Here is a 26,209-nt window from a genome sequence, read left to right as displayed (position 1 = left end):
CAACTGACCACCACCCCCCCCCCCTGGCGGTCTACTACACGATCACGTAATTCGCGTTTGACGTGGTGGTGACTGGTGTTCTGTGGTGTGATCTTCCTATCTCAGCAGACCGGCGCCGCCGACGCGATTTTCAGCCCGATTTCAGCCCGGTTGGACGAACGCGAGCATCTACCGGCCGGCGCCGGCCGGCGCTGGAGCGGAAGTGACCTAGATGAGCGGCGCGCCGGTGTCACTGCTCACCGTCGAAGGGATGCCAGTCCTACGGTTACAGCCCGACCGGGTTGAGGTAGGTGCCCGGGTGGGTGGCGCCGTCCTGCTTGAGGATCTGGCCGCCGAACGGCCACTTCAGGGTGTAGTGCGTCGTCTCGTCGGGCGGCGTGACCAGGAACGTCGCCGGGACGAACTTCTCCTTCTGCGGTGTGGACCTGGCCACCGGCAGCAGGGTGATGCTGAAGTCCACCGTGCTCCCCGGCTCCAGGACCATCTTTTCGGGCTTCTTGGAGGAGCGTGCCAGCGACCAGGTGCCGTCGGTCTTCTGAGCGCCGACCAGGTCGACACCGGCGAAGCCGGAAAGGGAGCAGGTGCGCTTGCTCTGGTTGGTGAACCAGATGTACGCCTGAGTCTGCTTCTTCGTCTGCTCCATCTCCGGCTTCGCGTCCTCCCCGGTGGCGAAGCCGGCCTTCAGGTCGGCGGTGTGGCAGCGGGTCGGCCCGGCCTTGGCGGGGGCGGCCGTGGCCGGGACGGCGGCAGCGGCAGTGCCGGCGACGACGACGGCCGTGAGGGCCACGGTGGTCAGCTTGCTCTTCATGAGATGTCGGGTTCCCCTCGGATACGGATCGCCGCGCGAGGTCAGGGCGCGTCTACGCACCTGAAGACGCGCGATGGCCCAGCGAGGTTCGGTGCGCCGGGGAACTGTTTTCGGACAACCAGGCTCGTAAATTTTCGGTCCCTTCTTGCCGCGCGGCAGACGGAATTCGGTCCCATCGGCAGCCCCCTTCGATCAGTGGCCTTTTTTGGCACGGACACTGGCAGCACCGACCGTGGCGCCCCGGCCCGCGCACGACTGGCGTACACGGCTGGCGTACACGACGGGCGTATACGACGGGCGTAAAATCGAAACGACACAGCCCCCACCGCTTATCCCGGCCGAGCCGCCGACACCCCGCCCGTCTCGCTTTGTCTTGCCTTGCCTCGCCTCCCGGAGCCCGCCATGACCCCACCGTCCGTCCCACCGGACGACGGCTCCGACGCGCTGTTCGGACTGGAGAGCCTGGGCCTGCCAGGCACCCCCGCCGCCACCGCGCGAGCAGGCCATGACGCCTTCCGGACCAGCGACACGGCCCGCCGCCTGCTGCCCGTGCGGGAGATCTACGCCGAGCCGGCCGCTGCCGCGTCACCGCGCGGCCGGCAGATTCTGGACCGTTTCCCGCAGGCCCGCCTGATCGAGGTTCCCTCGCACTGGGGCATCCCCGGGCTCCACGGCAACGAGGGCAACGTGGAGCGCTGGGTCCGCGTCAAGGGCGAGACGCTGGTCCTGGGGGAGAGGAAGAACCCGACCACGCGCCCCAACGGCCGCTCCGCCGACTGGATCGCCCCCGGCCCCTCCAACGGTTGCGCGCTGGCCTGCGCCTACTGCTATGTGCCACGCCGCAAGGGGTACGCCAACCCCATCACCGTCTTCACCAACATCGACCGCGTCATCGCCCACCTGGACCGCCACATCACGCGCCAGGGCAGGAAGCACGAACCCAACCAGTGCGACGACACGGCGTGGGTGTACGACATCGGGGAGAACGGAGACTGCGCGGTGGACGCGCTGGTGTGCGACAACACGGCGGACCTGGTACGGGCGTTCCGCCGCCGGCCCACGGCCAAAGCGTCCTTCGCCACCAAGTTCGTCAACCCCGACCTGCTGGGCTACGACCCGGGCGGCCGCACACGCATCCGGTTCTCCCTCATGCCGGCGGACGACTCGCGGCTCCTGGACCTGCGTACTTCGCCGGTCGCCGAGCGCATCGCCGCCGCAGGCGACTTCCTGGACGCGGGCTACGAGGTGCACTTCAACCTCTCGCCCGTCGTGCTGCGCCCCGGGTGGCGGGCAGCCTGGACGGAGCTGCTGAGGCACCTCGACGACGTACTGCCGGAGCGGGTCAAGAGCCAGGCGGCGGCCGAGGTGATCATGCTCACCCACAATCAGGACCTGCACGAAGTCAACCTCGGCTGGCACCCCCAGGGCGAGGACGTGCTCTGGCAGCCGCACCTCCAGCAGGCCAAGCGCTCCGAGAACGGCGCCTTGAACATCCGCTACCGCAACCGCACAAAGGCGGAAGCCCTCGACGACCTCCGCGCGCTGATCGCGGCACACGCGCCCTGGCTGCGCATCCGGTACGCATTCTGAAAGCGAAGCCGGACGGAAATCGTAAAGGGGACGCGCCGACGACGACGTTCCCTTCCCCCGGCCTGTTCCTCCCGGTACGGAGTCGGCAGACATCTCATATCGGATCGTCGTCGAACATCGCGAGCAGCGTCTCCTCGTCCGGTTCGGCGGCGGAATTCCTCCGCTGGGGAAGCTGCTCGGCCCACACGGTCTTTCCCCGCGGCATGTAGCGGGCGCCCCAGCTCTTGGTGAACTGCGCGACCAGGAACAGGCCCCGCCCGCCCTCCTCCGTCGTGGCCGCGCGCCGGATGCGGGGAGAAGTGTTGCTGCTGTCCGAGACCTCGCAGATCAGGGACGCGTCACCGCGCAGCAGGCGCAGTCCTATCGGTCCCTGGCCGCCGTACCGCACGGCGTTGGTGACCAGTTCGCTCACGACCAGGCCGGTAGTGTCACCGTCCGGCACGCCCCAGGCGGCGAGCTGGTCGGCCGCCAGGGCCCTGGCACGCGCCACGACGGACGGGTCGGACGGGAACTCCCAGGAGGCCACACGGTCACCGGCGAGCGCGTGGACGCGGGCCAGCAGCAGGGCGGCGTCGTCGCGCGGGCCCTCGGGCAGCAGCGTGCGGGAGATCCGGTCGCAGACGTCGTCGAGCACGGCACCGGGCTGGTCCAGCGCGGCCAGCAGGTCCGCGGTGCGCCCGCCGGTGTCCTCGTAGCCGCGCCCCTCTTTGAGCAGGCCGTCGGTGTACAGGGCGAGCACACCGCCTTCGGGCAGTTCGACGGTGGCGGACTCGTACGGCAGGAGTCCGCCGAGCCCGAGGGGCGGACCGGCCGGCAGCTCGATGAGCCGTGCCGCGCCGCCCGGCTCCGCCACCGCGGGCGGTGGGTGACCGGCGCGTGCGGCCGTGCACCGACGGGTGACCGGGTCGTAGACGGCGTACAGGCAGGTCGCCCCGGTCGCGGGGTCCTGGTGGTCCGAGGCCGGGTCGTCGTCCGGTTCGTCGGAGGCGTGGCTGATCAGGTCGTCCAGGTGGGCCAGTACCTCCTCGGGCAGCAGATCCTGCCCGGCCAGCGTCCGCACGGCCGTACGCAGGCGGCCCATGGTCGCCGCCGCCTCCAGGCCGTTCCCGGGGACGTCCCCGACGACCAGCGCCACCCGCATCCCGGAGAGCGGGATCGCGTCGAACCAGTCCCCGCCCACACCGGCGGAGGTGTCGGCGGGCAGGTAGCGGGAGGACAGCTCGACGGCGGGCAGCCGGGGCAGGGCGCGCGGGAGCAGGCTGCGCTGGAGGGTGAGCGAGGCGTGGTGCTCACGCCGGTAATGGCGGGCGTTGTCCACACCGATCGCGGCGCGGGCGGCCAGCTCGCCCGCCAGGGCCAGATCGTCCTGCTCGTAGGGCCTGTCCCGGCCCCGGCGGTAGAACCCCACCAGACCCACGAGACGGCCCCGGGTGGACAGCGGGGCGCCCAGATAGGAGTGCTCTCCCTCCCCGAGCAGGGCGATGGGGTGGGTGCTCTTCGCGGGGGGCCCGGAGAAGGCGGCGGTCAGCAGCGAGTCCATGACCGGCTGCCGCGATTCCATACAGCGTGCCTGGGGCGTCCCGGCGGAGTACGTGACGGGTGCGTCGAGGCCGGCGGCGCTGGGGCCAGGCCCGTCCTCACCTGTCCAGACGACCACCCGGCGCAGTGCCGGGACGGCGGACAGCCGACCGGACGGAGCCTCCTCGCCCGCCAGGACGCTGTCGGCGAGGTCGACGACCACCAGGTCCGCGAAGCGCGGTACCGCGATCTTCGCCAGTTCCTCCGCGGTGCGCCGCATGTCCAAGGTGGTGCCGAGCCGAGTGCCCGCCTCGTTGAGCAGGGACAGCCGGCCGCGGGCCTCGGCCGCCAGCCGCCCGACACCCGGTTCGCCCACCAGCAGCAGCCAGGCCTCGGCCGGGTCGGCGCAGTCCGTCTCCGACGGGTCGGCGGGGTCCGTCCCTGTCGGGGTGGTGCGGTCTGTCCCCGACGGGTCGGCGCAGCGCACCCCTGACGGGTCGGCCGCGGTGCCTCGCTGGTCCGGTGCCGCCGGGTGGGCGGCACGGTACTGCTCCGTCCCGCCTCGCGTGCGGGCAGCGTGCCGTTCGGTCGGCGCGTCCGGCCCGGGCTCCACGCCCTCGGCGTCCTCGGCACCGGCCGGGCCCGGTTGCCTGCCCGGGGCGGCCGCGTCCGGCCCGGTGCCCGCCCCTGCCGCCGTCCGGTCCAGCCGCGGCACCTGCCGCCCACCGAGGGCGACCGCGCCCGCGGCGGCGCCCCGCGCGCCCGGGCCGAGATCGTGCAGAAACCCGACTTCGACGGCGACGCCGTCCGCCTCACCGTGGTGCATCTCCCGGCGGCGCAGCAGCGCGACCCGGCCGCCGGACAGCGGTACCTCCGCGAACGCCGGTCCGGGCGAGGAGATCAGCTCGACGGCACGCTCCAGCAGCACCAGCCGTTCCTGCGAGGTCAGCCGGGGCGTGGGCGCGTCGGGCCGGACCAGCTCTCCGGAGCCGAGGTGCAGCGCGGCGGGCCCGCCGTACTTCCTGGCCCGGCTGAAGGACCGCAGCAGCTCGCGCTCCCGGGCGGTGCTCAGGTGCAGCAGACGTTCGCCGATGCGCGCGGTGGCGTCCTGCAGTTCCAGCGCCATGGCGGGATCGCTCAGCGCATGGGGTACGGAGAGGTTGACCGCGCCCTGCACGGTGCCGCTCACCGGGTCGCGCACGGGTGCGGCCATGCAGGTCAGTTCCTTGAGGTTGAACAGGAAGTGTTCCTGCCCGACGACCATGAACGGTTCCCTGGTGCTCAGCACCATGCTGACGCTGCTGGTCCCCATGAACCGTTCGTCGACGTTGGCGCCGAGGACGAGCGACGCGGCGTCCATCAGCCGCAACCCGGCGGGGTCGCCCCGCCGGTCCACGATGTTCGCCCGGGCGTCGGTCAGCACCAGGGTGGTCGGCAGGCCGGACATCCGCCGGCCCAGCCGGTCCAGGACGGGTGCCGCGGCCCTGAGCAGCCGCGAGTCGGGGTTCAGGCCGACCTCGATCGGCAGCTCCGCTCCCTCCTGGTCGATGCCCAGGCAGTGGGAGCGCTGCCAGGAGGCGAGGATCTCCGGACGTACGGCCGTGACCGGGCGCTTCGTGCCGTTACGCCCGTTGGGTCGTTTACGCGCGTCTCGTCCGTCCGGAGGTGTTTCGTACGGCTCCACACCCCCCAGGTTAAGCGGCGCCCTCGGATACCGGCGCGGCAGCACGGAACGGACCCGCGCCCGCCCGGCGGCCCTCGCTCAGAACGAGGAGCGGCGGCGGTGCGCGGTGGCGACGGCTCCCAGGGCCACGCCGACCGCGATGACGCTCAGCCCGCGCATCCACACCTCGGCCCCGACCCGTGCGGCAAGCACCACGCAGGACGCCGCTCCGAGGACGGGGACGGCTGTGTACGCCCAAAAGTGCGGCCGCGCCGTCCGGTCGCGCCGCTGGACGAGTACGGCGGTGTCGACGATGAAGAACACCACGAGGAGCAGGAGCACGAGGGTGGAGGCGAGCGTCGCCACGTCCCCCGTGAGCGCCAGCACGAAGGACACGCCTGTCGTGGTGGCGATCGAGGCCCACGGGGTACGGCGCCCCGGAAGCACCCGGGTCAGAAAGCGGGGGAGGAGTCCGTCCCGGGCCATGCCGTAGGCCAGCCGGGAACTCATGATGCCGGTGAGCAGCGCGCCGTTGGCGACGGCGACGAGGGCGACGGCGCTGAACAGCTTCGGCGGCACCCCGCCCGCCTCCTTCACCACTTCGAGCAGCGGACCGCTGGAGTGCGCCAGCGTCGCGGTGGGGACTGCGGCCGAGGCCACGACCCCGACGGGGACGTAGACGGCCCCGGCCGTCACCAGGGCGCCGAAGAGCGCGCGAGGACAGGAACGACGCGGGTCACGTGTCTCCTCGGCCACATTGACGGACGTCTCGAAGCCGACGAAGGAGTAGCAGGCGAGCACCGTCCCGCTCAGGGCCCCGGCGGCGGCCCCCGTGTCCGCGCTGCCGAGGCGGGTGAGCCTGCCGGGATCGCCGTCACCGCGCAGGAGCAGCCAGCCGCCGAGACCTGCGACGAGCAGCAGTCCGCCCACCTCGACGAGCGTCGCGACCAGATTGGCCCGGGTGGACTCGCTGATGCCCCGGGCGTTGAGAAGGGCCAGGGCGCCGAGGAAGACGGCTGCCACAAGGAGCACGGCCAGCGTGACGAAGGTGGCCAGGAAATCACCGGCGAACCCCCGGGCCGGCGCGGCGACCGACACGATACCGGCGGCCGGCATGCAGTACCCGGCGAGCAAGCCGGTGAACGGCCCGTAGGCGAGGATCGCGTAATGGGACGCCCCGCCGGCCCTCGGATACGTCGTGGCGAGTTCGGCGTACGAGGCGGCCGTCAGGAGCGACAGCAGCAGGGCGAGGAGGAGCGGCACCCACACGGCGCCGCCCGACTCCGCCGCGATCTGGCCGACGAGGACGTAGACGCCCGCGCCCAGCACGTCACCGAGGATGAAGAAGTAGAGGAGCGGGGTCGTCAGTGCCTTCTTGAGCACGGAGGTCCCGCCCTGGGACGAGTCGCTGGAGGGCGGCGCGGAGGGAGTGGTCACCGGTGACAGGTACCCCGGCGGTACCCCGGCGATCTGCTCCGCCGCGGAGCGGGGGACGCGGGCGGGGGAGCTGCCTCGTCTGACGGCGGGGGCCAGTAGCGCCCGTGGGCCGTGGTCGCCGTGCTGGTCCCCGCGTCTACCAGTGAGCGGGCCGGCTGAGCGTGGCGGGCAGTACGGTGGCCGCGTCGCCCTTGGCCGCGTTGAGCTGCGCCTGGGTGAGGAACAGCGCGTCGGTGAGGTCGGCGCCGCGCAGGTCGGTGTCCCGCAGGTCCGCCCCGATCAGGTCGGCGTCGCGCAGATCGGCCTCGCTGAGGTCGGCCGCGACGAGGAGGGCACCGCGCAGGCTGGCGCCTCGGAGGTCGGCGCCGGACAGTTTCGCGCCCATCAGATCGGCTCCGCGGTGGTTCTTCTTACGACCCGGCACCTGGGCCCGTACCAGCTCGCTGGCCCGCAGCAGCAGTGTGTTGACCTCACCGCGCAGCGCGTTCACGTCCAGCTGGGTGATCGACTCGGCGCTGCCGCGGGTCAGAGCGTCCATGCGGGCCAGCGCTTTCCGCAGTTCCTTGTGGACGGGCCGGGCCGGTCCGAGATCGAGGGCCTCGGTGACGTACCAGAGCAGCTCGTGCAGCTGCCGCATCACGGGGAAGACCTGGAACATGGCGCGCGCTGTCTTCGGCGCCTGACGCCAGTCGGTGCCGCCGAAGGTGACCTGGGACACCTTCTGCCCGGCTCCGAAGCAGTCGAAGACGGTGCAGCCGGGGTAGCCCTTGTCGCGCAGCTGCGTGTGGATGCCGCAGCGGAAGTCCTGCTGGAGGTTCGAGCACGGCTGGCCGGCGGACTTGTCGACGGCGAAATCGGCTGAGCGGGCGAAGGGCAGGGACACGCAGCACAGGCCGAAGCAGTCGGCGCAGTCGGCCTGCAGATCCTTGCGGTCGTCCCGGGGCGGCCTACGCTCCTGTTTCCGGGGGTCCGTCCGGTCCTTGGCAGCGGCCGCCCGGCCGTTCCCCGACTGCCGGCTCGTGCGGTCCTGACCCGCGGTGCCGGGCCCCCGATCTTGGCCCGGGGCTGCGCCGTCACGGCCTTGACCTGTGGACGGACGCTTGCGCTCACCCGCCGCCCGGGCCGGGTGCCCCTGCCCACCGGCGGCAGGCGATCGCCGACGCCCCCCTGCGGAGGAGGGCTGCTTGCGCCCCCCGGAGGAAGAGGGGGTTCCGTGCTGTGGCGACACCGTGCTGCTCCTGTGGGGCGTCGAGCACCGCGTACTGCGGCTCTGGATACTGCGGCTCTGGCGAGAAACGGCTCCCATTCTCGCAGACGTCGCGTCGCGTCCGACCGAGCGGCCGCACGGACCGGTCCGCTCGCACGTCACGCGTCCACCGCAGTCTCGTATCTCTCCCTCCACAACTCCGTGAGCCGGAGACAAGAGGGCGAACGCCGCCCGATGCGATGTCAGTTCATCCGGCCCAGCACCTCCCGCACCCGCCGCAGGTCCCGCAACCGCCGCTCGTACGTCGCCCCGACGGCGAGCAGCAGCAGTCCGGCGAGCGCGGGAGGCACCCAGCGGGGAAGGGCATCGGCGACCTGCACCAGCCAGGGGGCCAACTCGTGCAGCGCGTCCAGCAGGAGCACCCCGCCGCCCAGCAGCAGCGGCGCCCGCAGCCGGTACCGGGCGCCCAGCAGGGTGACCGCCAGGGCCGCCGCGCCCAGCAGCCACGGACGGGTGGCGTACGTGTCGGCCCAGGCGGCCGCCAGGCTCGGCACGAGCACGCCGGCGAGACCGGGACCGTACGCCACCCAGGACGACGCGTGCGGAGTCCGGCGCCGGTGCAGCACGCCCAGCACGAGTACCGGGACGGACGCCGGCACCGTGTACGCCTCCGGCGCCGTGACGCCCCAGTCCACGAGGCGTACCCAGGTGGCCAGGGTGAACAGCGCGATGGCCGCGTAGGCGGCGGGGCGGCGGCCGGGGCGCGCGGCCGTCGCGGCGGTGATCACCGCGGACAGGTACAGCACCAGGGAGAGCATCGCTGGATCGATGACCGCCATCCCGAGCGCCAGCAGACCGGCGGCCACCCCCGACACCTCGACCGCCACGGTCGTCCGCGCGTCGACGGCACGGGCGGCGAGCAGCGCCGCCACCGCCGCGACCACGAGCACGAGCAGCGCGGTATGTGACACCGCCCAGCCCGCCGCGGCACCCACCGCGCAGGCAAGAGCGGTGCCGTACCCGAGCGCGGCCGGGGCCGTGACGGCGGCGAGGCGCCGCGGCTGACAGGACGCCGCCGTGAAGAGCACCATCAGTACGGCGAGGACGCCCAGGGTCGCGGACCGAGCCGACAGTGCGAGAAACGTGAGTGACACGGACGTGACGAGGGCGAGCACCAGTGCCAGGACCGCGCCGGCGCTCCCCGCCACCCGGGCCCGCGTCGCCACCACGAGCAGCCCCGCCGTGGCGAGTCCCTCGACCACGAGGGCCATCGCATAGGGCGCGTCCAGCACCACCGGGAGGACCATGAACGCCGACCACCCGAGCACCAGAACGCCCATCAACGCCCGGGCCCGCCAGGCCGTACCGCGCACCGCGAACGTCGTCAGGAGGGCGGCGATGGCGGCCAGCACCAATGGCGCCGTCTCGAAGTGCGCCAGCCAAGGCACACCGGCCGACACCGCCTCCCGGGCACCGCCCGGCGCCCCCGACCAGACCCGTGCCGCCCAGCCGACCGGCCCCATCAGCGTCAGAGCCGGCAGAGGCAGCGCCCACAGCACCGCGAGGCTCTGCACGGCGCCGGAGGCGAGCAAGAAGCCACGCCGTACCGACTCGGGCAGCCGACCGACCCGCACCACCGCCAACAGCCCGATCCCGGCAGCGAGATGAGCGGGCACCAGCCATGTCGCCGGCAGCGCTTGGCGGATGATGCCGCCGAACGCGATGACGGCAAGCAGCCCGACCGCAGCACCCAACCCCACGGCGTGCTCCTCGGCACGGTCACCCAGAGAGGCGGCCAGCGCGATACCGGCCGCGAACAGCAGCAGCGCGGCCGCACAGGCCCCGGAGCCCGGACCGCCGGCCGTCCACGACAACCAGGCCGCACCCAGCGCGCCCCACGCCCCCATGCCATAGGCGCCGACCGCGGCGCTGATCCGCACCGCCACCCCGCCCGGAGCGCGCAGCGCCACGGCCGTGTCGCACGCGGCCGTCACGAGCAGCGCGGCGGCGATCCCGTACCGCCCCGCGCCGGCCGCCATCGCCCACAGCAGCAACGGCAACTGCGCCGCGACCAGTGCGGCCGGAAGCGGCAGCCGTAGCACCGCCGTGCGCGGCAGCAGCCCGTACCCCGTCCACCCGGCCGCCAGCACGGCCGACGCCCCGGCCGCGTACGCCGTACCGTCCATGCCATCGAGGGCGACCGCGTGCAGCGCGTAGGCGTCGAGCACCGTGAGCGCCAGCGCGAGCCCCGCCACCGCCTCGGCCGTCGCCCGCAACCCGCGTCCCACCAGCGGCACCGGGGCCGCCAACGCGCCCACCGTGACCGCGCCCAGTACCAGCGAGCGTCCGGTGATCCCCAGGTGCCCCCAGCTGATCAGCGTGAACGCGATCGCCGCGATGGTCAGGAGCAGACCGCCCAGGAGCAGCAGCAGGTTCTGCACGCGCGGCCCGGTCGCCTCGGCGGCGGGCGGCGCGGGCATGGCCACGGGCGGCACCGAACCGGGCCGCGACGGCGCGGGCAGACGGGCGAGCAACCAGGCGCGGCGCGCGAGCAAGTGGGCGCGACGAGCGTCCAGCTGCCACAGCTCGCCGTCGATGAGCCGCAGTTCCTCGGCCGGTGGCGGAAGGTGTGTCATGGCTTGGAGTGTGGAGCGTGCCGCGCGGCGTGGCATGAGCGCGAGTACTCAAAGGCTACTCAGAGGCTGGGCCCTGGGCCGCGTAGTCCAGCCGACCTGGCTGCTCGCCCCGCACCCCAGCCGACCGGACCGATCACTCCGGTCATCGCTTCGGCAGCCGTGCCGATGCGTACCGAGTCACCATCGGGGGCGCAGCGCGCAGTGCGAGCTGGGCGCGGCGGCGACCCCGTGTCGGCGTCCGGCCGGGCCAGGAGCAAGGGCTCGGTCCGCGCCCATTGCGCGTCACCCAAGGGCACACCCGGACCAACGGCCGACTGAGCCGACTGATCCAGACGACATTGTCTGACTTGCCCTCAGCCGGAACTGACCGCACCCGTGGGCCGCTCGCAGACGGTCAGGCGACCTCCCACGCCGCCTCGATCATCCGGAAGATCTCGTCCACGGCCGCCTGCGGGTCGGTCGTCTCGCGGGCCAGCGCGTAGGCGTCGATCACGAACCGCGCGATGGTCCGGCAGGCCGTCGTGGTCCGGGTCAGGCCGGGATCGGCGGCGATGGCCGTTGCCAGCGAGTCCGCGTGGCGCAGCCGCATCGACTCCTCGTACTCCCGCAGGGCACGCGACTCGTCGATCATGCGGTAGATCGGGGCGGTTCCGTCCGCCGTGCAGTGCCGGACCATGGCGTGGACCTCGCGGCGCAGCGCGGGGATCAGCGGTTCGTCCGGTGCGCGGTCGGTGACCGCCTGCGTGAGGCGATGTTCGAAATCGGTGTCCTGCTCGAAGACCAGAGCCTCTTTCGAGGCGAAGTGCGAGAAGAGCGTGGTGACGGCCACGTCGGCCTCGGCGGCCACGTCGCGGATGCCCACCGCGTCGTATCCGCGCTCCAGGAAGAGCCGCAGGGCGGTGTCGGCGATCTTCTGGCGGGTGGCGGCCTTCTTGCGTTCGCGGCGGCCGGTCGGCACGGTCATGCACTGACGCTATCAAATCCGAAGGAGGAACGGTTTCAGGATCACAATCGCTAGTGTTCGAGTATTGTCCCCTCCGCCACCAAAGCCTGGTGGTGACACACCCAGGATGAGTACACACTGCCCGTCGCGGCCGCTGCACCGGCAGGATCGGTGCCATGAACAACAGCAACACGCAGATGAGGGCAGTGACCATCCCCGAGTTCGGCGGCGCGGACGTGCTTCGCGTCGCCGGGCGGCCGGTTCCCGAGCCCGGGCCGGGACAGGTCGCCGTCGACGTGGAGTGCGCGGGCGCCAACTTCGCGGAGATCCTCTACCGGCGCGGCGTGGTCGACGTGCCGCTCCCCTTCGTGCCCGGCATCGAGGTGGCGGGGCGGATCCGGACCCTCGGGGAGGGCGTCGAGCACCTGACCGTCGGGCAGCCGGTGGCCGCGCTCACGATCGTCGACAGCGGGGGCTACGCCGAGGTGGCGGTCACCCCGGCGGACCTGGTCGCACCGCTGGACGGCCTCGACCTGCCGATGAGCGTCGCCGCGGCGGTGCCGTCCAACAGCACCACCGCGTTCCTCGTCCTGGACCGGGTGGCCCGGATAGAGCCCGGAGAAAGCGTCCTGGTCCTCGCGGCGGCCGGCGGCGTCGGCAGCCAGCTCGGCCAGGCCGCCCGCCTGCTGGGCGCCGGCCGCGTGGTCGGCGCCGTGGGCAGCGCGGCCAAGATCGGCAGCGCCAGGAGCTTCGGCTACGACGAGGTGATCCTGCGGGACCAGATCGCCGACGCCGGTGAGTTCGACATCGTGGTCGACATGGTCGGCGGCGCCGCCCGCCGCGCCGGCCTGGACCGGCTGGCCCCGATGGGCCGCATGGTGGTGATGGGCAACGCCTCGGGCGCCGAGGACTTCGGTGTCTCCGCCAACGAACTGTGGTTCACGAACAAGACCGTCTCCGGCTTCAACCTGGCCGCCTTCTCCGCCGCGTTCCCCGACGAGACCGGCCGGGCGCTGCGCCGCGCGGTGACGGCCGCCGCGACGGGCGCGCTGCGGGTCCAGGTCGAGACCCTGCCGCTGGAACGGGCCGCCGAGGCCCACCACCGCATCGAGTCCGGCGCCACCACGGGCAAGCTCGTCCTTACGGTCACCGAGCCGTGACCCCCCGCGACGAGGACCGGGCTGCTCCGGCGCCTCCGGCCGCGCGCGCAGGGGGCGCGACGGCGCGCGGTGGAGCAGCCCGGTAGCTCGCCGGACGTGTGATCCAGGGGTGTGGTCTGCTCCAGGGCGTGTGAGGAGAGCGTGTGATTCAGGGGTGTGGTCCAGGGCAGGGCAGGGCAGGGCGCGGGTGCAGCTCCCGTCCGCTCCCGCTACGTGCGGGGCACGGCCGTAGCCCGGCCCGGGCAAGGCCCGGTCGGGGCGAGGCCGCAGCCGGGGTGAGACGCAGCCGGGGTGAGACCGCGGCCCCACCCGGGCCCCGCCCCGACAACCCCTCGCCGCCTCACCGCCCCGAGCTGAGCCGTCCCTTCGACGCGGCCACCAGCTCCGGCACCGTCACCAGCTTGCTGCGGGGTCTGCCGCCCCGGCTGCCGCGGGCCAGCTCGGCCCGTTCGATGGCCGCCAGCCCCCGCGCGTCCACGATGTGGCCGCTGCGCCGCCGTACCAGCCGCTGGAACGCCTTGGCCGAGTGCTCCGGCGCGGGCAGCGCACCGGCGACGGCATCGGCGAGGAGCGTACCGACGGTCTCCGCGGCGCACGCCCGGTTGGCGCCGATGCCGCCGGAGGGGCCGCGCTTGATCCACCCCACGACATACGTGCCCGGCCGTCCGGTCACCCGCCCGGCCTCGTGCGGCACGGTGCCCGTCGCCGTGTCGAACGGCAGTCCCGGCACCGGCACACCCCGGTAACCGATCGCCCGCAGCACCATCCCCGCCCCGATCTCCGTCCCGCCGTCGCCCCCGGTGACCCGTACGCCGCGCACGGCATCCTCTCCGCACACCTCCTCGGGCGCGGAGTGGAAACGGAACACGATCCGGCGGTTGCCCTCCGCGGCCGGCGGACGCGACCAGTCGACCCGCTCGCGGACGGCGTCGCGCAGCAGAGCGGCCTTGTCGAGCGGTCCGGGCGCGGCCAGGGCCTCCCCGATCCGCGGATCATGGTCGTCCACGACTAGATCGACACCCGGCAGATGGCTCAGCGCCAGCAACTCCGGCCGGGTGCAGGCGGCATGCTCCGGACCGCGCCGGCCGAGCAGCACGACCTCCCGTACGCCACCGGCCCGCAGCGCCGCGAGCGCGTGGTCGGCGATGTCCGTGCCGGCCAGCTCGTCCGGGTCCGAGACCAGGATGCGGGCGACGTCCAGGGCGACGTTGCCGGTGCCGACCACGGCGACGCGTCCGGCGGCGGACAGGTCGATCCCGTCGGGGACGGCGTCCGGATGGCCGTTGTACCAGGCGACGAACGCCGTGGCCGAGATGCTGCCCGCCAACTCCTCGCCCGCTACGCCCAGTCGGCGGTCACCGGAGGCGCCCACGGCATAGAGGACGGCGTCGTGGTGCGCGGCGACCTCCTCGACCGTGACGTCCTCGCCCACCTCGGCGCCCAGCAGCATCCGTACCCGGGGATGGGTGTGGAAGCGGGCGAAGGTGTCACCGATCTTCTTCGTCGCCGGATGGTCCGGCGCCACGCCGTACCGCACCAGGCCTCCGGCCATCGGGAGCCGGTCGATCAGCGTCACCTCCGCGTCGGTGTGCAGCAGCAGGTCCTCGGCGGCGTACATGCCGGCCGGTCCGGTGCCCACGACGGCCACGCGCAGCCGCCGGAAGTCCGCGGGCAGCGTACGCTCGAACGCCGGCGCGTCCCAGTGATGGAAGGTGGGACTGCCGTCGGCCACTCGTACCGGCCCGGTGTCCGCGTAGTACGCCGCGTTGACCTCGGCGTACCGCTCCTGCGCGCCGGTCAGCCGGTCGGCGGGTGAGATCGCGTCCACCGGGCAGGCGTCCGCGCAGGCGCCGCAGTCGATGCAGGACTTGGGGTCGATGTGCAGCATCTCCGTGCTGCCGAAGGCGCGTTCCTCCGGCGTCGGGTGGATGCAGTTGACCGGGCAGACGGCGACGCACGTGGCGTCCGAGCAGCAGGTCTGGGTGATGACGTAGGTCATGGCGGCCGGTCCGGTTCAGATCAGGTGGGCGCGCTGGTAGAACGCGAGGGCGGGCCGGGTGAGCAGCCGGGCCGAGGCGAGGAAGCTCATCAGCCCCGAACAGCTCGACCGCATCATCGACTTGTGGTGCTGGTTGGCCTTCGCCTCGGCGATGGCGCGGGCGCTGTCCAGCCCGGCGTTCGCGTACACCTTCTTGTTCACCATGCTGGTGACGATGACGTACGAGGCGACGGCGATCACGAAGGCATGTATCTGCCGGCGCAGCCAGCCCGCCTTCTCCAGACGCTGCAGCGTCTCCTCGCGGGCGAACTTCATGTGCCGCGATTCCTCGACGACATGGATGTTGTTGATGGTGCGCACGAACGGCACCACCCGCTCGTCCCGCATCCAGTCGCGCTGCATCACGTCGAGGACCTCCTCGGCCACCAGGATGGCGGCGTAGGCGGCCTCGCCGAAGGCGACCGTCTTGAAGGCGCGGCCGAGTTCGACGGCGACCCGGCGCGGCCGGTACGCCGGTGCGCCCAGCTTCTTGGCGCCACGGGCGAACATGATGGAGTGCCGGCACTCGTCGGCGACCTCGGTCAGCGCCCACTGGAACTCGGCGTCGGTGGGGTCCTTGGCGTAGATGTCCCGCAGCACCAGCTGCTGGAGGATCATCTCGAACCAGATGCCGGTACTGGCCACCGAGGCGGCCTCCTGCCGGGTCAGCTCCTTGCGCTGCGCCTCGGTCATCTCGTCCCAGTAGGCGGTGGAGTAGAGCGTGCTCCACTCCGGACTCGCGCCGTGGTAGTTCTTGTCGAGCGGCGTCTCCCAGTCGACCTCCACCTGCGGGTCGTAGGAGAGTGTCGCCGAGGAGTCGAGCAGACGCTGCGCGACGGCGGAGGCGCGCGACGGCTGGTCTTCCGGTCGTACGGTACTGCTGGCCATCTGAACTCCTTGGGCCGACAGATGCGGCACCTGACTTGTCGACGATGGACACCGCTCGTGGACCCGGTCACCGACTCACGGGACACCGGTCCACGACGGCGAGGACGCGCACGGACCAGCGCCCTGCCCGCGCGGGCGCCAGGCCCGCGCTCCGGCACGTCCCGGCCGGTCGCTCCTGCCGCATCACGGACACGACGGTGGGCGTGCCGGGGCACGCATCCGCGCATCGCTCCTTCTGGGCGGTGCCGGCCCCGGCCGGCGGTCCCGGGGTCACCGGGACACGACTGTGGCGCCACCGCTTGTTAGACGGAATGTATAACAAGCGGCGGCGCGTGCCTACCCCCGAGTAAGGAGACGTACGTCTTCTTCACTGATCCGTATGCCGGGAGGGTGGCGCAGGGTTCGGGCACGGCGGGCGGGGTGAGGGGTGTCCGGCAGGTGAGGCGGGGAGCCCGCGTTCACCATCGGCCGGTCCCTGATTCCCTGCTCATGCCGGCGACGACAACTCGGCGCGCGAGGGCATGGAGCAGGGAGGCAGGGGCAGGCGGCGGACATGGAGACGCAGTCGAGATCTCGCTATCCGCTGCCGGCTCGCACGGTGACGAGGCTGCGGTGGTTCAGGTGGGTGTTCGCGGTGGCCACTGTCGCTGAAGTCATCGCGTGTGCACTCGCTTTGGCGGATCCGGACGCCACGACCTTGCATGTATGCGCGACGGGCGTCGGAGTTGTCTTCTTTCTGTTGAATCTCCTGTCTGCGCATCACCAGCTCAGTAGGCACGGACGGGTTGTGAGGGACAGCTGAGGGCGGAAGGCCGGCCGGATCGCCGGGCCGGGAGGGGCCCCAGAACGAGCCGAGCTGAGCCGAGCTGAGCCGAGACGACCCGATCGCGGTCATCCACCATCCCGTGAGGCCGCCGTGTCACGCAGTTCCGTGAGGTCGAGCGCCGGCAGTCGGGACAGTTCGGCGGCTGCGCGGCTCACGGCGGCAGCGCGGTGCGGGCTCCTGAGAATGGTTGTCACGGCGCCGGCGATCTCCTCGCGCGTCGCCATCAGGTCCAGCGCCAGGCCGAGGCCGCGCCGGGCGAACGCGACAGCGTTGTCAGGCTGGTCACCGAGAACACCCATCGCCAGCACCGGCGTTGCGCTCTCCACCGCGTCGAGGAGGGACGCTCGCCCTCCGTGCGTGACGAACAGATCGACGCTACGCAGGAGCACGGGCTGCGGAACGTACTCGACGATCTCGACCCGGGGCCCCGCACTCCGCAGGTGTTCCGCGAGATCGCCGGCGGACACGATCACGTCACAGTCGATGCCGGCGAGTGCCGCGATGATCTCCTCGTACACCTTCTCGACGACGGTACGCAGGCCGGGCATCGCGGTCGCCAGAGTTCCGAGGCTCACGTACACGAGCGGGCGGGATGCGGATGCGGATGTAGATGCGGATGCGGATGCGGGGGAGCGGGTCGGGGTCGGGGCGCCGGGAAGAGCCCTTCGGTGTTCGGCGACGGTACGCCGAACGGCCCGGGAGGACGGAGGCGGTGTCTCGTAGAACCACGGGAGCGGTGCCGGGACGAGGAGCGGGGGCAACTCCGGCGGTGTGTCCTGACCGAGTCGCTTGTGGAGGCTGGTCAAAGAGGGCTGGATGTCGGTCTCCCAGAGACTCAGGAGTACCGGGCCGAGGCCGTTGTCCGCCGCGAACAGGGGCAGCCGCAGGACCTGAGCGGCGAGGTGCGCTCCGAGGTCACTGCACTCGGCTATCACCAGATCGGGCCGCGCCCGGGTCCACGCGGTGATCAGGTCCTGGGCCTTCGCGCCTGCCTGGGCCGGCCAGAGCTGGCCGAAGACATACCGGTTGAGGGGGCCGTTCCCGGATTCCTTCCAGATGTCACTGACCGTCTGCTGCACGGCGGGATCGCAAGTCCAGTTTGTTCCGGCCCTACGGAACTCCACGCCTCGTCGCTCGGCTTCGCGGCGGAACATGACAGGGGCGTGGAGCGTGACCTCATGGCCCTGTTCGAGGGCCGGGCCGATGACGTAATCCAGGGCCGACACATGTGAAGGTATCGGCTCGGCGGTGACGGCTATGCGTAATGCCACAGGTGCTCCTGACAGGCTTCGGCAACGGGTATTTCACAGATTCAGGTGATGGTGCGCCTGAGCGCGGGCGCTGAGCGCAGGCCGGCGTGCCGGCGGCGCCGCTACTCGGCGTAGCCGGAGACGTGACGATGGTGCGTGAGCCCCTCCGCGACGAAGACCTGCTGGTGACCAGGGAGATATAGGGGGCCAGGCAGGGGTTTCACCGACTCAGGACTGTGACGGGACGGTGACAACCGCCTTGGTGTGCTCTGCCGCTCCGAAAACGCGACCGGTCGGCGCGGCTCCGGACAGTCGTGCCGAACCTCCAGCGGCGCTCCCACCGGCCCCGACGACCTGAGCCAGTCGAAGGAGGCAAAGAGGTCGCCGCAGGCAGGAGGCCTGCCGAGGTGACAGCCCGCGTAACCTCTTCCTGTGCCAGTCTCCCGCCTGCATCGCGTCGCCGTCCTCGTGCTGGAGGGTGCGAAGCCGCTCGACGTCGGGATTCCGGCGCAGGTTTTCACGACCCGCGCGAGCATGCCGTACGAGGTGCGGGTGTGCGGGGCGAATCCCGGTCTCGTGGCCGGCGGCGACGGCCTCGCGTACTACGTCGCCCACGGCCTCGAAGCACTCGCGTGGGCCGACGTCGTCTTCGTCCCCGGCTACCGGGCCCCGGACCGCGACGACCCGCCGCGGGCCGTGGTCGAGGCGCTGATCGCCGCCCACGACCGGGGCGCGCGGCTGGCCGCCATCTCGACGGGTGCCTTCGCGCTCGCCGCCACGGGCCTGCTCGACGGCAGGCGCGCGACGACGCACTGGCACTACACACGGGCACTCGCGGCCAGGCATCCGCTGGTCCGGGTCGACGAGAACGTCCTGTTCGTCGACGAGGGCACCGTGCTCACCTCGGCCGGTGCCGCCTCCGGCATCGATCTGTGCCTGCACATCCTGCGGGGCGACCTCGGAGTGGCCGCGTCCAACCACGCGGCCCGGCGTCTGGTCGCCGCCCCCTATCGCAGTGGCGGCCAGGCCCAGTACGTGCCGCGCAGCGTCCCCGAGCCGCTCGGCGAGCGCTTCGCCGCCACCCGCGAGTGGGCGCTGCACCGGCTCGGTGAGCCCCTCACCCTCGACACGCTGGCGCGGCAGGCCGAGGTCTCGCCGCGCACGTTCTCCCGGCGTTTCGTCGAGGAGACCGGCTACACGCCGATGCAGTGGGTGATGCGCGCCCGGATCGACCTGGCCCGCGAGCTGCTGGAGCCCTCGCAGCGCAGCGTGGAACAGATCGCCGCCGACGTCGGGCTCGGCACCGGAGCCAACCTGCGCCTGCACTTCCAGCGCATCCTCGGCACCACACCGAGCGAGTACCGGCGCACCTTCACCCGGGGCGAGTGACCTGCGCGGCACCCCGGGGCCGGGCTCCGGGGCGGGCCCGCGGTGCCAGGGAGCGTGTGCCGGGGCCTTGCCGGGGCCTTGCCGGGATCGTGGCGGCATCGTGGCGGGATCCTTTTGAACCATGGCGTTCCCGCCACTGTCAGCGGCGCGCGCCACGGGCGACGCTGGTGGAGAACGGAAGGGGCATCACTCATGACTCGCATCGCCATCAACGGATTCGGCCGCATCGGACGCAATGTGCTGCGCGCACTGCTGGAGCGCGACAGCGTCCTGGAGATCGTCGCCGTCAACGACCTGACGGAGCCCGCCACGCTCGCCCGGCTGCTCGCCTACGACAGCACGGCCGGCCGGCTCGGGCGCCCGGTGACCGTCGACGGGAACGCCCTCGTCGTCGACGGCCGCCGGATCACGGTGCTGGCCGAGCGCGAACCGGCGCAGCTGCCGTGGGCCGACCTCGGCGTCGACATCGTCCTGGAAGCCACCGGCCGCTTCACCTCGGCCGGGGCCGCCCGCGCCCACCTCGCCGCGGGCGCGAAGAAGGTCCTGGTCAGCGCGCCGTCGGACGGCGCCGACGTCACGCTCGCGTTCGGAGTCAACACCGACGCCTACGACCCGGCCGCGCACACGATCGTCTCGAACGCCTCCTGCACCACCAACGCGCTCGCGCCGCTGGCCGCGGTCCTCGACGAACTCGCCGGCATCGAGCACGGGTTCATGACGACGGTGCACGCCTACACGCAGGAGCAGAACCTCCAGGACGGCCCGCACCGCGACGCGCGCCGCGCCCGGGCCGCCGGTGTCAACATCGTGCCGACCACGACCGGCGCCGCCAAGGCGATCGGCCTGGTGCTGCCGAACCTCGACGGCAAGCTGTCCGGCGACTCGATCCGTGTACCGGTGCCGGTGGGCTCGATCGTCGAACTCAACACGACCGTCGCCCGCGAGGTGACCCGCGACGACGTGCTGGCGGCGTACCGCACCGCGGCGGAGGGACCGCTCGCCGGCATCCTCGAATACTCGGACGACCCGCTGGTGTCGTCCGACATCACGGGCAACCCCGCCTCGTCGATCTTCGACTCGGCCCTCACCCGCGTCGACGGCCGCCACGTCAAGGTGGTCGCGTGGTACGACAACGAGTGGGGCTTCTCGAACCGCGTGATCGACACACTCGAACTCCTCGCCACCCGCTGACCAGGGGCCGGTACGGTGCCGCGGCCTCCGCGACCACACCGGCCGGCACCGCCTGCGGGCGCTCCGTAACCCATTCGGCCAGGCACGTGCTCACCGCGGCGGCGGGGAGCACGACCGGAAGTCGGCCACGGCAACTTCGGCAGGAATACGCCGGAATCGGCAGGCCGCAACGACATATCGGTGTCAGTGACGGCAATCCTCCTGCCACTGTTCCCAGGCCAGCCGGTACCGCCCGACCGGGCAGGACCAACTGCCGCTCTCGTTCGGGTCCTCCCAGACGACCGTGTCCGCCACGACCCTCGGGACTGCGGGGCGCCCGGTGCCCGGTACCACGGGGAGTCCGATGGCATGGAAGTCGACGTAGGCGTCCGGGATGCGGTAGGCCATCTCGTAGAGGATCTCCGCCTCGGGCGCCGACGCGTCCACCAGGAAGCCCACGCCCATTCCCGTCTCGTCCTGGAGGAAGATCTCCGTGTAACCGTCCGACTCGGCGGCGGAGAAGGTGACGGACGGCACCGCGTTCACACCCACCGACAGGTCGCGCAGGACGCGCTCGCAGAGTTCTCTCAGGTTGTCCACGGGTGGCATCGTAAGTGCGCGTCGGCGTCACGGGTGCCGTTGCGCCCTCACCGCGCCGGTCGGTGAACTGCACGACGGCGGTGCCCAAGTGGGTGTGTGCGCCGACCGGAATGTCCAGGTGGAAGGCCAGGCCGAGTCGGTTTGGCCGGTCGTGCGGAAATCAGTCGAGGGCCTGTGGCCTGCTCTGTTACGGTTCTGGAGCCGGCCGCGGGACTCCGGTGCGACTTCCGGAACCTGCCTATGAAGCAATGATTCGCAGCTCGTGCCCCCATTCCCCGGCCGGCATCCGCACCCTTGGGGGAAGAACGGGATGGATTCGTACGGGGACCTCGTCGCAGCCGACGACGTACTGCTCTTCGTCAACGCGGCGATCACCTCCACGAGCCAGCGTGAATTCCACAGCGACACGGACGAGCAGCGGCTGTCCCTGGACTTCCTCCATGCGTACATGCTGGGCAACTACCGGGACTTGTACGCCGGAGTCCTCGCGCTCGACATCAACGACCACAACGCGGTCCTCATCATCCGGCGGCTGCTGGAAACCACGGGTGAGGCCACTGCCGAACAGCGCCGCCGCGAGGGTCGTCTGATCGCGTCCCGGCTGGCGATGCTGCCGCCGCAACGTGTGTACGGACTCTTCGACGCCCTGCGCCGGGCCCGGGTGAACAACCGCCGCAGCCGCGCCATCATGCGTGACTGGCTGTCCGCCCGCCAGGACCTGGCGTTCGACGCCGTGAAGTACCGCGGCGGCCTCAAGCGAGCCCTACGCCACGCGCACCTGGCCCCCGCCGGTGAGGAACTGCGGACGTTCGTGTTCGCGCCCCTGACCCGCTCGCACTACGCGACACCTCTCCTGGAGACGTGGCGCCGCGCGCACTACGAGCAGGCCGCCCTGTACGAGCTTCCCTATACGACCGCCGAAGGCTTCGCCGCCCAGCACGGCATCTCGCGGGACGTCTTCCTGGAGCGCATAGCTCCACGGATGACCCGCCTGGAGACCCTGCGCTTGCAGGAGTCCGCGCACAGGCGCGGGACCACAGCGGTACGAGCCGACCTGGCCGGGATGCCGCTGACCCGCCTGGCGACCTATGTGCTCTCGCTGCCGGTCGAGGACCGCGTGCGCCGACGCGCCGAGCTGACCCGCGCCCTGGAATCGGCCGCCGACCGGATGGCCGGCTCGCACCAGGGGAGCTGGGGCAAGGTCACCGCCGTCCTGGACGACAGCTTTTCCGCGTCCGGTTCGGCTCACAAGCGTCGTCGACCGCTGGCCGTGGCACTGGCCTGCCACTACCTGCTCGCGGCCCTTGCCGGCAGCTACACCGGACTGTGGACGTCCGGGCGGACCGACGCACTGCTGACCCGTCCGTACGGGCCGACGCCACTGGGCCGACGGATCCTCGACGCCCTGGACACCACCCCGTCAAGGCTGGTGATCGTCTCCGACGGATGGGACAACGCACCTCCCGGCCTGGCCGCCGAAGTGCTGCGCATCTGGCGGACCCGGCTCGACCCCGAGCGTCGCACCAGCATCGTGCATCTCAACCCCGTATACGACGCCGCCGATTTCGACGTACGCCGGCTGTCCGCGTCGGTGCCCACCGCGGGCATCCGTGACGCCGAGGACCTTCCCGCACTGGTGGAACTCGCCCAGTTCGCCGAAGGCCGCACCGGGCTGACCGAACTGATCACTTACATGGACACCCGTGCGGCCCGGATGCTGAACGGGCACCAGCAGGAGCAGGCGCGATGACCACACTGGACCTGACCGGCCTGGCCACCGGACCCTCCCAGGTCTGGGGCGCCGTCCGTCTGGTGCCGCTCCTGCGGGACGAACCCGTCGAGGATCTCCGCCTGCGCCCCGAGCTGTACGACGACGTGTCCGGCCTGGTCGAGGTCGGCCCGCACCATGCCTATGTCTCCTACATCCCGCACGGCTTCGTCGCCACGTGGACCGGTGACGGCACGCCGGCAGCCGCCTACGGCACCCAGCTCTCGGCCGACAACAGGGCCGCTCCCGCCGCCACGACGGGCCTGCACTTCCACCGCCGCATGGCCCGCCGCCAGGCCAAGGACCGGCTGCGGTTCCTCCCCATGCATCTGGCGCTGGAAGGCTACCTGGCACTGCACTTCGGCGGTCCCTCGCTCGCCTGGCGGGAGTGGTCGCAGCGTGCGATCCGCCAAGGGCTCTCCCCACGCGTCGAGGAAGCCTATGTGGGTGCCGAAGTACGCGGACTCGCTGACGCACTGCGCGTCTTCGAGATCCATCCCGGCCAATGTGGCGTGCTGGTCTACGCCGCCGATGCCCTCGCTGCGGCGTTCGCGGTCCCGCATCCCGACGACTACCGCGCACTCCACCCGACGCTTCTGCAAGACCTGTACGGCGAACTGATCCACCACTACGGCACGCTGATGCCGCCCGTGCAGGACTTCCGGGCCCGCATCCCCGACTCGCGGGTCCGCTCCCTGGCCGACCTGCGTACGGCGGTTGCCGAGCAGGAAGATGCCTGGACGCACTTCCACGACACCACCATGGCTACCGGCCTGCTGGAGCATACGTACACCTGGCAGTCGGTGTACCGGATGGGACGCTTCACGCTCTCCCGCTTCCTGCCGCCGTTCCGCCCCAAGCAGGAGAACCACATCGGTGAGGCCATCATCGACGACTCGGGCAGGACCGCCTACCTCAAGACATTTCGCCTGTCCGAGACCCAGGTCCGACGCGGTCACCTTCTCAGCAGGCTCGCCGCCAACGACTGGCACCTCGCGGACACCGCGTCCGATCTCGGCATCGACGAGACCCAGTTGGGCCTGCGGCTGGAGTCCGCCGGCTTCGGTCTCCTGCTCCGGCAGGACGTCTTGGACGGATACCGCAAGCAAGGACGACGAGGACGGACCGGATGAGCGGCGCGGCACGGGGAGCGGAGCGCTCGACCCTCACGTGGCGTGATGCCGCATGGTTGCGGGTGTGGAAGGGCATCTGACCGTGGGGCGCGTGGCCCGACTGGCCCGTGTGAGCGTCCGCACGCTGCCACCGACGCGGTCACGCACCTCCGAATGCGCCGACCTCCCGGCCGAGGGACCGCGAGGGCAGCGCTCCGGTGGTGTCGGTGTCAGCCGCAGTCGATCGTCAGCGAGGTGACCACGGTGCAGGTGCGGGTGGCGGTGTCGTTGGCGGGGTTGGTGTCCACGGGGCTGCTGGCAGTGCGCGTCACGGTGACGGTGTACGGCAGGGCCAGGGTGAGCAGGCCGACCGGGGCGGTGAAGGCGCGAGTGGTGGTGGCGCCGGGCGCCAGGGCCCCGAGGGCGCACGTGACGTGACCACTGGTGGTGGCGCAGGAACTGCTGGTGGCGGTCATCGGGGACGGGAGGGTGGCGGTGACGGTGGCGGACGTCAGGGCCGAGGGGCCGTTGTTCTTGACGGTGATGGTGTAGTCGATGTGGCCGTTGAGCAGGCCGGGAACGCCGGTGGCCGCCAGGGTCACGCCCAGGTCGGCGTCGGCGTAGGTGTAGTGGTCGGCCGGGCTGATCGCGCTGGTGCCGGCCGTCGTGGCGGCCCGGACGTCGACGGTGCCCGCGGTTCCGGCCGGCGCGGTGGCGGTGCAGGTGGTGGCGGTGCAGATCACGGCGGTGGCCGGGTGGCCGCCGAAGGTGATCGCGGCGCCGGACAGATTCGTTCCGGTGATGGTGACGCTCGTGCCGCCGGAGGTAGGTCCGCCGGCCGGGCTGACAGCGGTCACGGTGGGGAGGGCCACGGGGACGAAGGCGATCCCGGCCGGATGGGCGCCGACGGTGAAGGTGGACGCGACGGTACTGGTGGCGGTGTCGATCACCGTCACGGTGTTCGTGTTGACATCGGTGATGTACGCCCGGGTGCCGCCCGGGTTGAACGCCACTGCCTCCGGTCCGGACCCGGCCGGGACGGTCGCGGTGACGGTGCCGGTGGCGGTGTTGATCACCGAGACCGTGCCGTCGGAGTAGTTGGCGACGTAGACGAGTGTGCCGTCGGGGGAGAGGGCCACTCCCCGAGGGGAGGTGCCGACCCGGACGGTCGAGGCCACCGTGCCGCCGGCGGTGTTGATCACCGCGACCGAGTAGCCGTTGACCAGGGCGACGTAGGCGAGCGTACCGGCCGGGTTGAAGGCCACCCCGTACGCGTGGGCGGGCAGGGGTATGGAGGAGGTGACGGTGTTGGTCGCGGTGCTGATCACCCAGAGGGTGTTGGTGTCGCTGTCGTTGGTGACGTAGACCTGGGTCCCGGCCGGATTGACGGCCACGCCGACGGGGCGCACGCCCACGGCGACGGTGGCGGTGACGCTGTCCGTGGCGGTGCTGATCACCGAGACGGTGTTGTCGCCGAGGTTGGTGACGTACACCTGGGTGCCGTCCGGGGTGACGGCCACAGCGTCGGGGAGGGCGCCGACGGGGACGGTGGCGGTCACGGCCCCGGTCGCGGTGCTGATCACCGACACCGTGCCGCTGCCGGTGTCGGTGACGTACGCCTTGGTACCGGCCGGGTTGACGGCCACGTCCTGGGGCGTGCCGCCCACCGGGATGGTGGCCGTGGTGGTGTTGGTGCTGCTGTCGACCGCCGAGACGTTGCCGGAGCCGCTGTTGGCGACGTAGACCAGGGGACCGGTCGGGGCAGCGGCGGCGGCGTCGGCGGTGGCCAGACCGGCCACGCCGGTGGCCGCCAGCACCAGGCTCACCATCAGGGCGGAGAAGCGGTGGCGCACTCTACGGCGCGGCGGGCGGGCGAGTAACGTCCAGAACATCGGGGCCCCTTCCTCTGGGTCCGCACCACGACGGCGGGAACCGCAAGTCCCCAGGAACCGGCAGCAGCGCGGTCACACGGTCCCACCACCGGCAGCCGGCCGCTACCACCTGGCCGCTACCACCCGGCAGGGCCGCGCGGTGGCGGAACTCGGCTCCGGCTCCGGGGAGATGGACCAGAGGCTTCGCGTGCCCTGCAACCTCTGGCGTAGGACCTGGGACGGACCACGTGTCTCCGGCCGCACCGGTGCCGTCGGCGCCTAGCCGTGGATGCGGCGGCCAGACCCGGTCCCGTACGGCTCGGGCTGGTGGGTGC

17 protein-coding genes are annotated in these 26,209 nt (G+C 71.9%); 6 read left to right on the top strand and 11 right to left on the bottom strand.

The window, feature by feature from the left end; all coding sequences use genetic code 11:
• Window positions 1–265: 265 nt before the first annotated feature.
• On the bottom strand, window positions 266–808 hold the full coding sequence (locus ABZ858_RS20615) for a DUF4232 domain-containing protein (protein WP_361380214.1): 543 nt from the start codon (window positions 806–808) through the stop codon (window positions 266–268).
• Between the two features lie 402 nt (window positions 809–1,210).
• On the opposite strand from ABZ858_RS20615, the gene ABZ858_RS20610 reads away from it, so the two are divergent.
• The gene (locus ABZ858_RS20610) at window positions 1,211–2,398 is read left to right on the top strand and encodes a spore photoproduct lyase family protein (RefSeq protein ID WP_361380212.1); all 1,188 of its coding nucleotides are present in this window, start codon (window positions 1,211–1,213) and stop codon (window positions 2,396–2,398) included.
• A 94-nt stretch (window positions 2,399–2,492) separates the two neighbouring features.
• Here ABZ858_RS20610 and ABZ858_RS20605 read toward each other — a convergent pair whose 3' ends face one another.
• From ABZ858_RS20605 to ABZ858_RS20585, 5 genes are all read right to left on the bottom strand, one after another.
• Window positions 2,493–5,600, bottom strand: a complete 3,108-nt coding sequence (locus ABZ858_RS20605; RefSeq protein ID WP_361380209.1) for a SpoIIE family protein phosphatase — start codon at window positions 5,598–5,600, stop codon at window positions 2,493–2,495.
• Between the two features lie 78 nt (window positions 5,601–5,678).
• Entirely contained in the window at window positions 5,679–7,016 is a 1,338-nt protein-coding gene (locus ABZ858_RS20600) for an APC family permease (protein WP_361380206.1), read from the bottom strand.
• 136 nt (window positions 7,017–7,152) lie between these two features.
• Window positions 7,153–7,938, bottom strand: coding sequence for a pentapeptide repeat-containing protein (locus ABZ858_RS20595; RefSeq protein WP_361380238.1), 786 nt, complete (start codon window positions 7,936–7,938; stop codon window positions 7,153–7,155).
• Window positions 7,939–8,465: 527 nt separating this feature from the next.
• A complete protein-coding gene (locus tag ABZ858_RS20590; RefSeq protein WP_361380203.1) occupies window positions 8,466–10,859 on the bottom strand; it encodes a hypothetical protein in 2,394 nt (797 codons plus the stop codon).
• Between the two features lie 394 nt (window positions 10,860–11,253).
• Window positions 11,254–11,823, bottom strand: coding sequence for a helix-turn-helix domain-containing protein (locus tag ABZ858_RS20585; RefSeq protein WP_361380200.1), 570 nt, complete (start codon window positions 11,821–11,823; stop codon window positions 11,254–11,256).
• 155 nt (window positions 11,824–11,978) lie between these two features.
• Here ABZ858_RS20585 and ABZ858_RS20580 point away from each other — a divergent pair, with 155 nt between their 5' ends.
• A complete protein-coding gene (locus ABZ858_RS20580; RefSeq protein ID WP_361380197.1) occupies window positions 11,979–12,962 on the top strand; it encodes a zinc-binding dehydrogenase in 984 nt (327 codons plus the stop codon).
• Window positions 12,963–13,302: 340 nt separating this feature from the next.
• Here the strand turns inward: ABZ858_RS20580 and ABZ858_RS20575 are convergent, their stop codons facing one another.
• From ABZ858_RS20575 to ABZ858_RS20565, 3 genes are all read right to left on the bottom strand, one after another.
• Window positions 13,303–14,961 carry an FAD-dependent oxidoreductase gene (locus ABZ858_RS20575; protein ID WP_361380194.1) on the bottom strand — a complete coding sequence of 553 codons (1,659 nt, stop codon included), beginning with the start codon at window positions 14,959–14,961 and terminating at the stop codon, window positions 13,303–13,305.
• 15 nt (window positions 14,962–14,976) lie between these two features.
• On the bottom strand, window positions 14,977–15,888 hold the full coding sequence (locus tag ABZ858_RS20570) for a diiron oxygenase (RefSeq protein WP_361380191.1): 912 nt from the start codon (window positions 15,886–15,888) through the stop codon (window positions 14,977–14,979).
• An 891-nt stretch (window positions 15,889–16,779) separates the two neighbouring features.
• Window positions 16,780–17,793, bottom strand: coding sequence for a glycosyltransferase (locus ABZ858_RS20565; protein WP_361380188.1), 1,014 nt, complete (start codon window positions 17,791–17,793; stop codon window positions 16,780–16,782).
• 603 nt (window positions 17,794–18,396) lie between these two features.
• Here ABZ858_RS20565 and ABZ858_RS20560 point away from each other — a divergent pair.
• Window positions 18,397–19,353, top strand: a complete 957-nt coding sequence (locus ABZ858_RS20560) for a helix-turn-helix domain-containing protein (RefSeq protein ID WP_361380185.1) — start codon at window positions 18,397–18,399, stop codon at window positions 19,351–19,353.
• A 192-nt stretch (window positions 19,354–19,545) separates the two neighbouring features.
• Window positions 19,546–20,544, top strand: coding sequence for a type I glyceraldehyde-3-phosphate dehydrogenase (gene gap / locus ABZ858_RS20555; RefSeq protein ID WP_361380182.1), 999 nt, complete (start codon window positions 19,546–19,548; stop codon window positions 20,542–20,544).
• Between the two features lie 183 nt (window positions 20,545–20,727).
• On the opposite strand, the gene ABZ858_RS20550 is transcribed toward gap, so the two are convergent.
• Complete coding sequence (locus tag ABZ858_RS20550) at window positions 20,728–21,123, bottom strand: hypothetical protein (RefSeq protein WP_361380179.1); 396 nt, start codon at window positions 21,121–21,123, stop codon at window positions 20,728–20,730.
• A gap of 310 nt (window positions 21,124–21,433) precedes the next feature.
• Here ABZ858_RS20550 and ABZ858_RS20545 point away from each other — a divergent pair, with 310 nt between their 5' ends.
• The gene (locus tag ABZ858_RS20545; protein ID WP_361380176.1) at window positions 21,434–22,873 is read left to right on the top strand and encodes a hypothetical protein; all 1,440 of its coding nucleotides are present in this window, start codon (window positions 21,434–21,436) and stop codon (window positions 22,871–22,873) included.
• On the top strand, window positions 22,870–24,024 hold the full coding sequence (locus ABZ858_RS20540) for a hypothetical protein (protein WP_361380173.1): 1,155 nt from the start codon (window positions 22,870–22,872) through the stop codon (window positions 24,022–24,024). The genes ABZ858_RS20545 and ABZ858_RS20540 overlap by 4 nt, the downstream gene beginning before the upstream one ends.
• 209 nt (window positions 24,025–24,233) lie before the next feature.
• On the opposite strand, the gene ABZ858_RS20535 is transcribed toward ABZ858_RS20540, so the two are convergent.
• Window positions 24,234–25,895, bottom strand: coding sequence for a beta-propeller fold lactonase family protein (locus ABZ858_RS20535; RefSeq protein WP_361380170.1), 1,662 nt, complete (start codon window positions 25,893–25,895; stop codon window positions 24,234–24,236).
• Between the last annotated feature and the right edge of the window lie 314 nt (window positions 25,896–26,209).

The sequence above is a fragment of the Streptomyces sp. NPDC047017 genome, from assembly GCF_040644175.1.
Lineage (GTDB): Bacteria > Actinomycetota > Actinomycetes > Streptomycetales > Streptomycetaceae > Streptomyces.
This window is presented reverse-complemented; position numbering and strand designations above follow the sequence as displayed.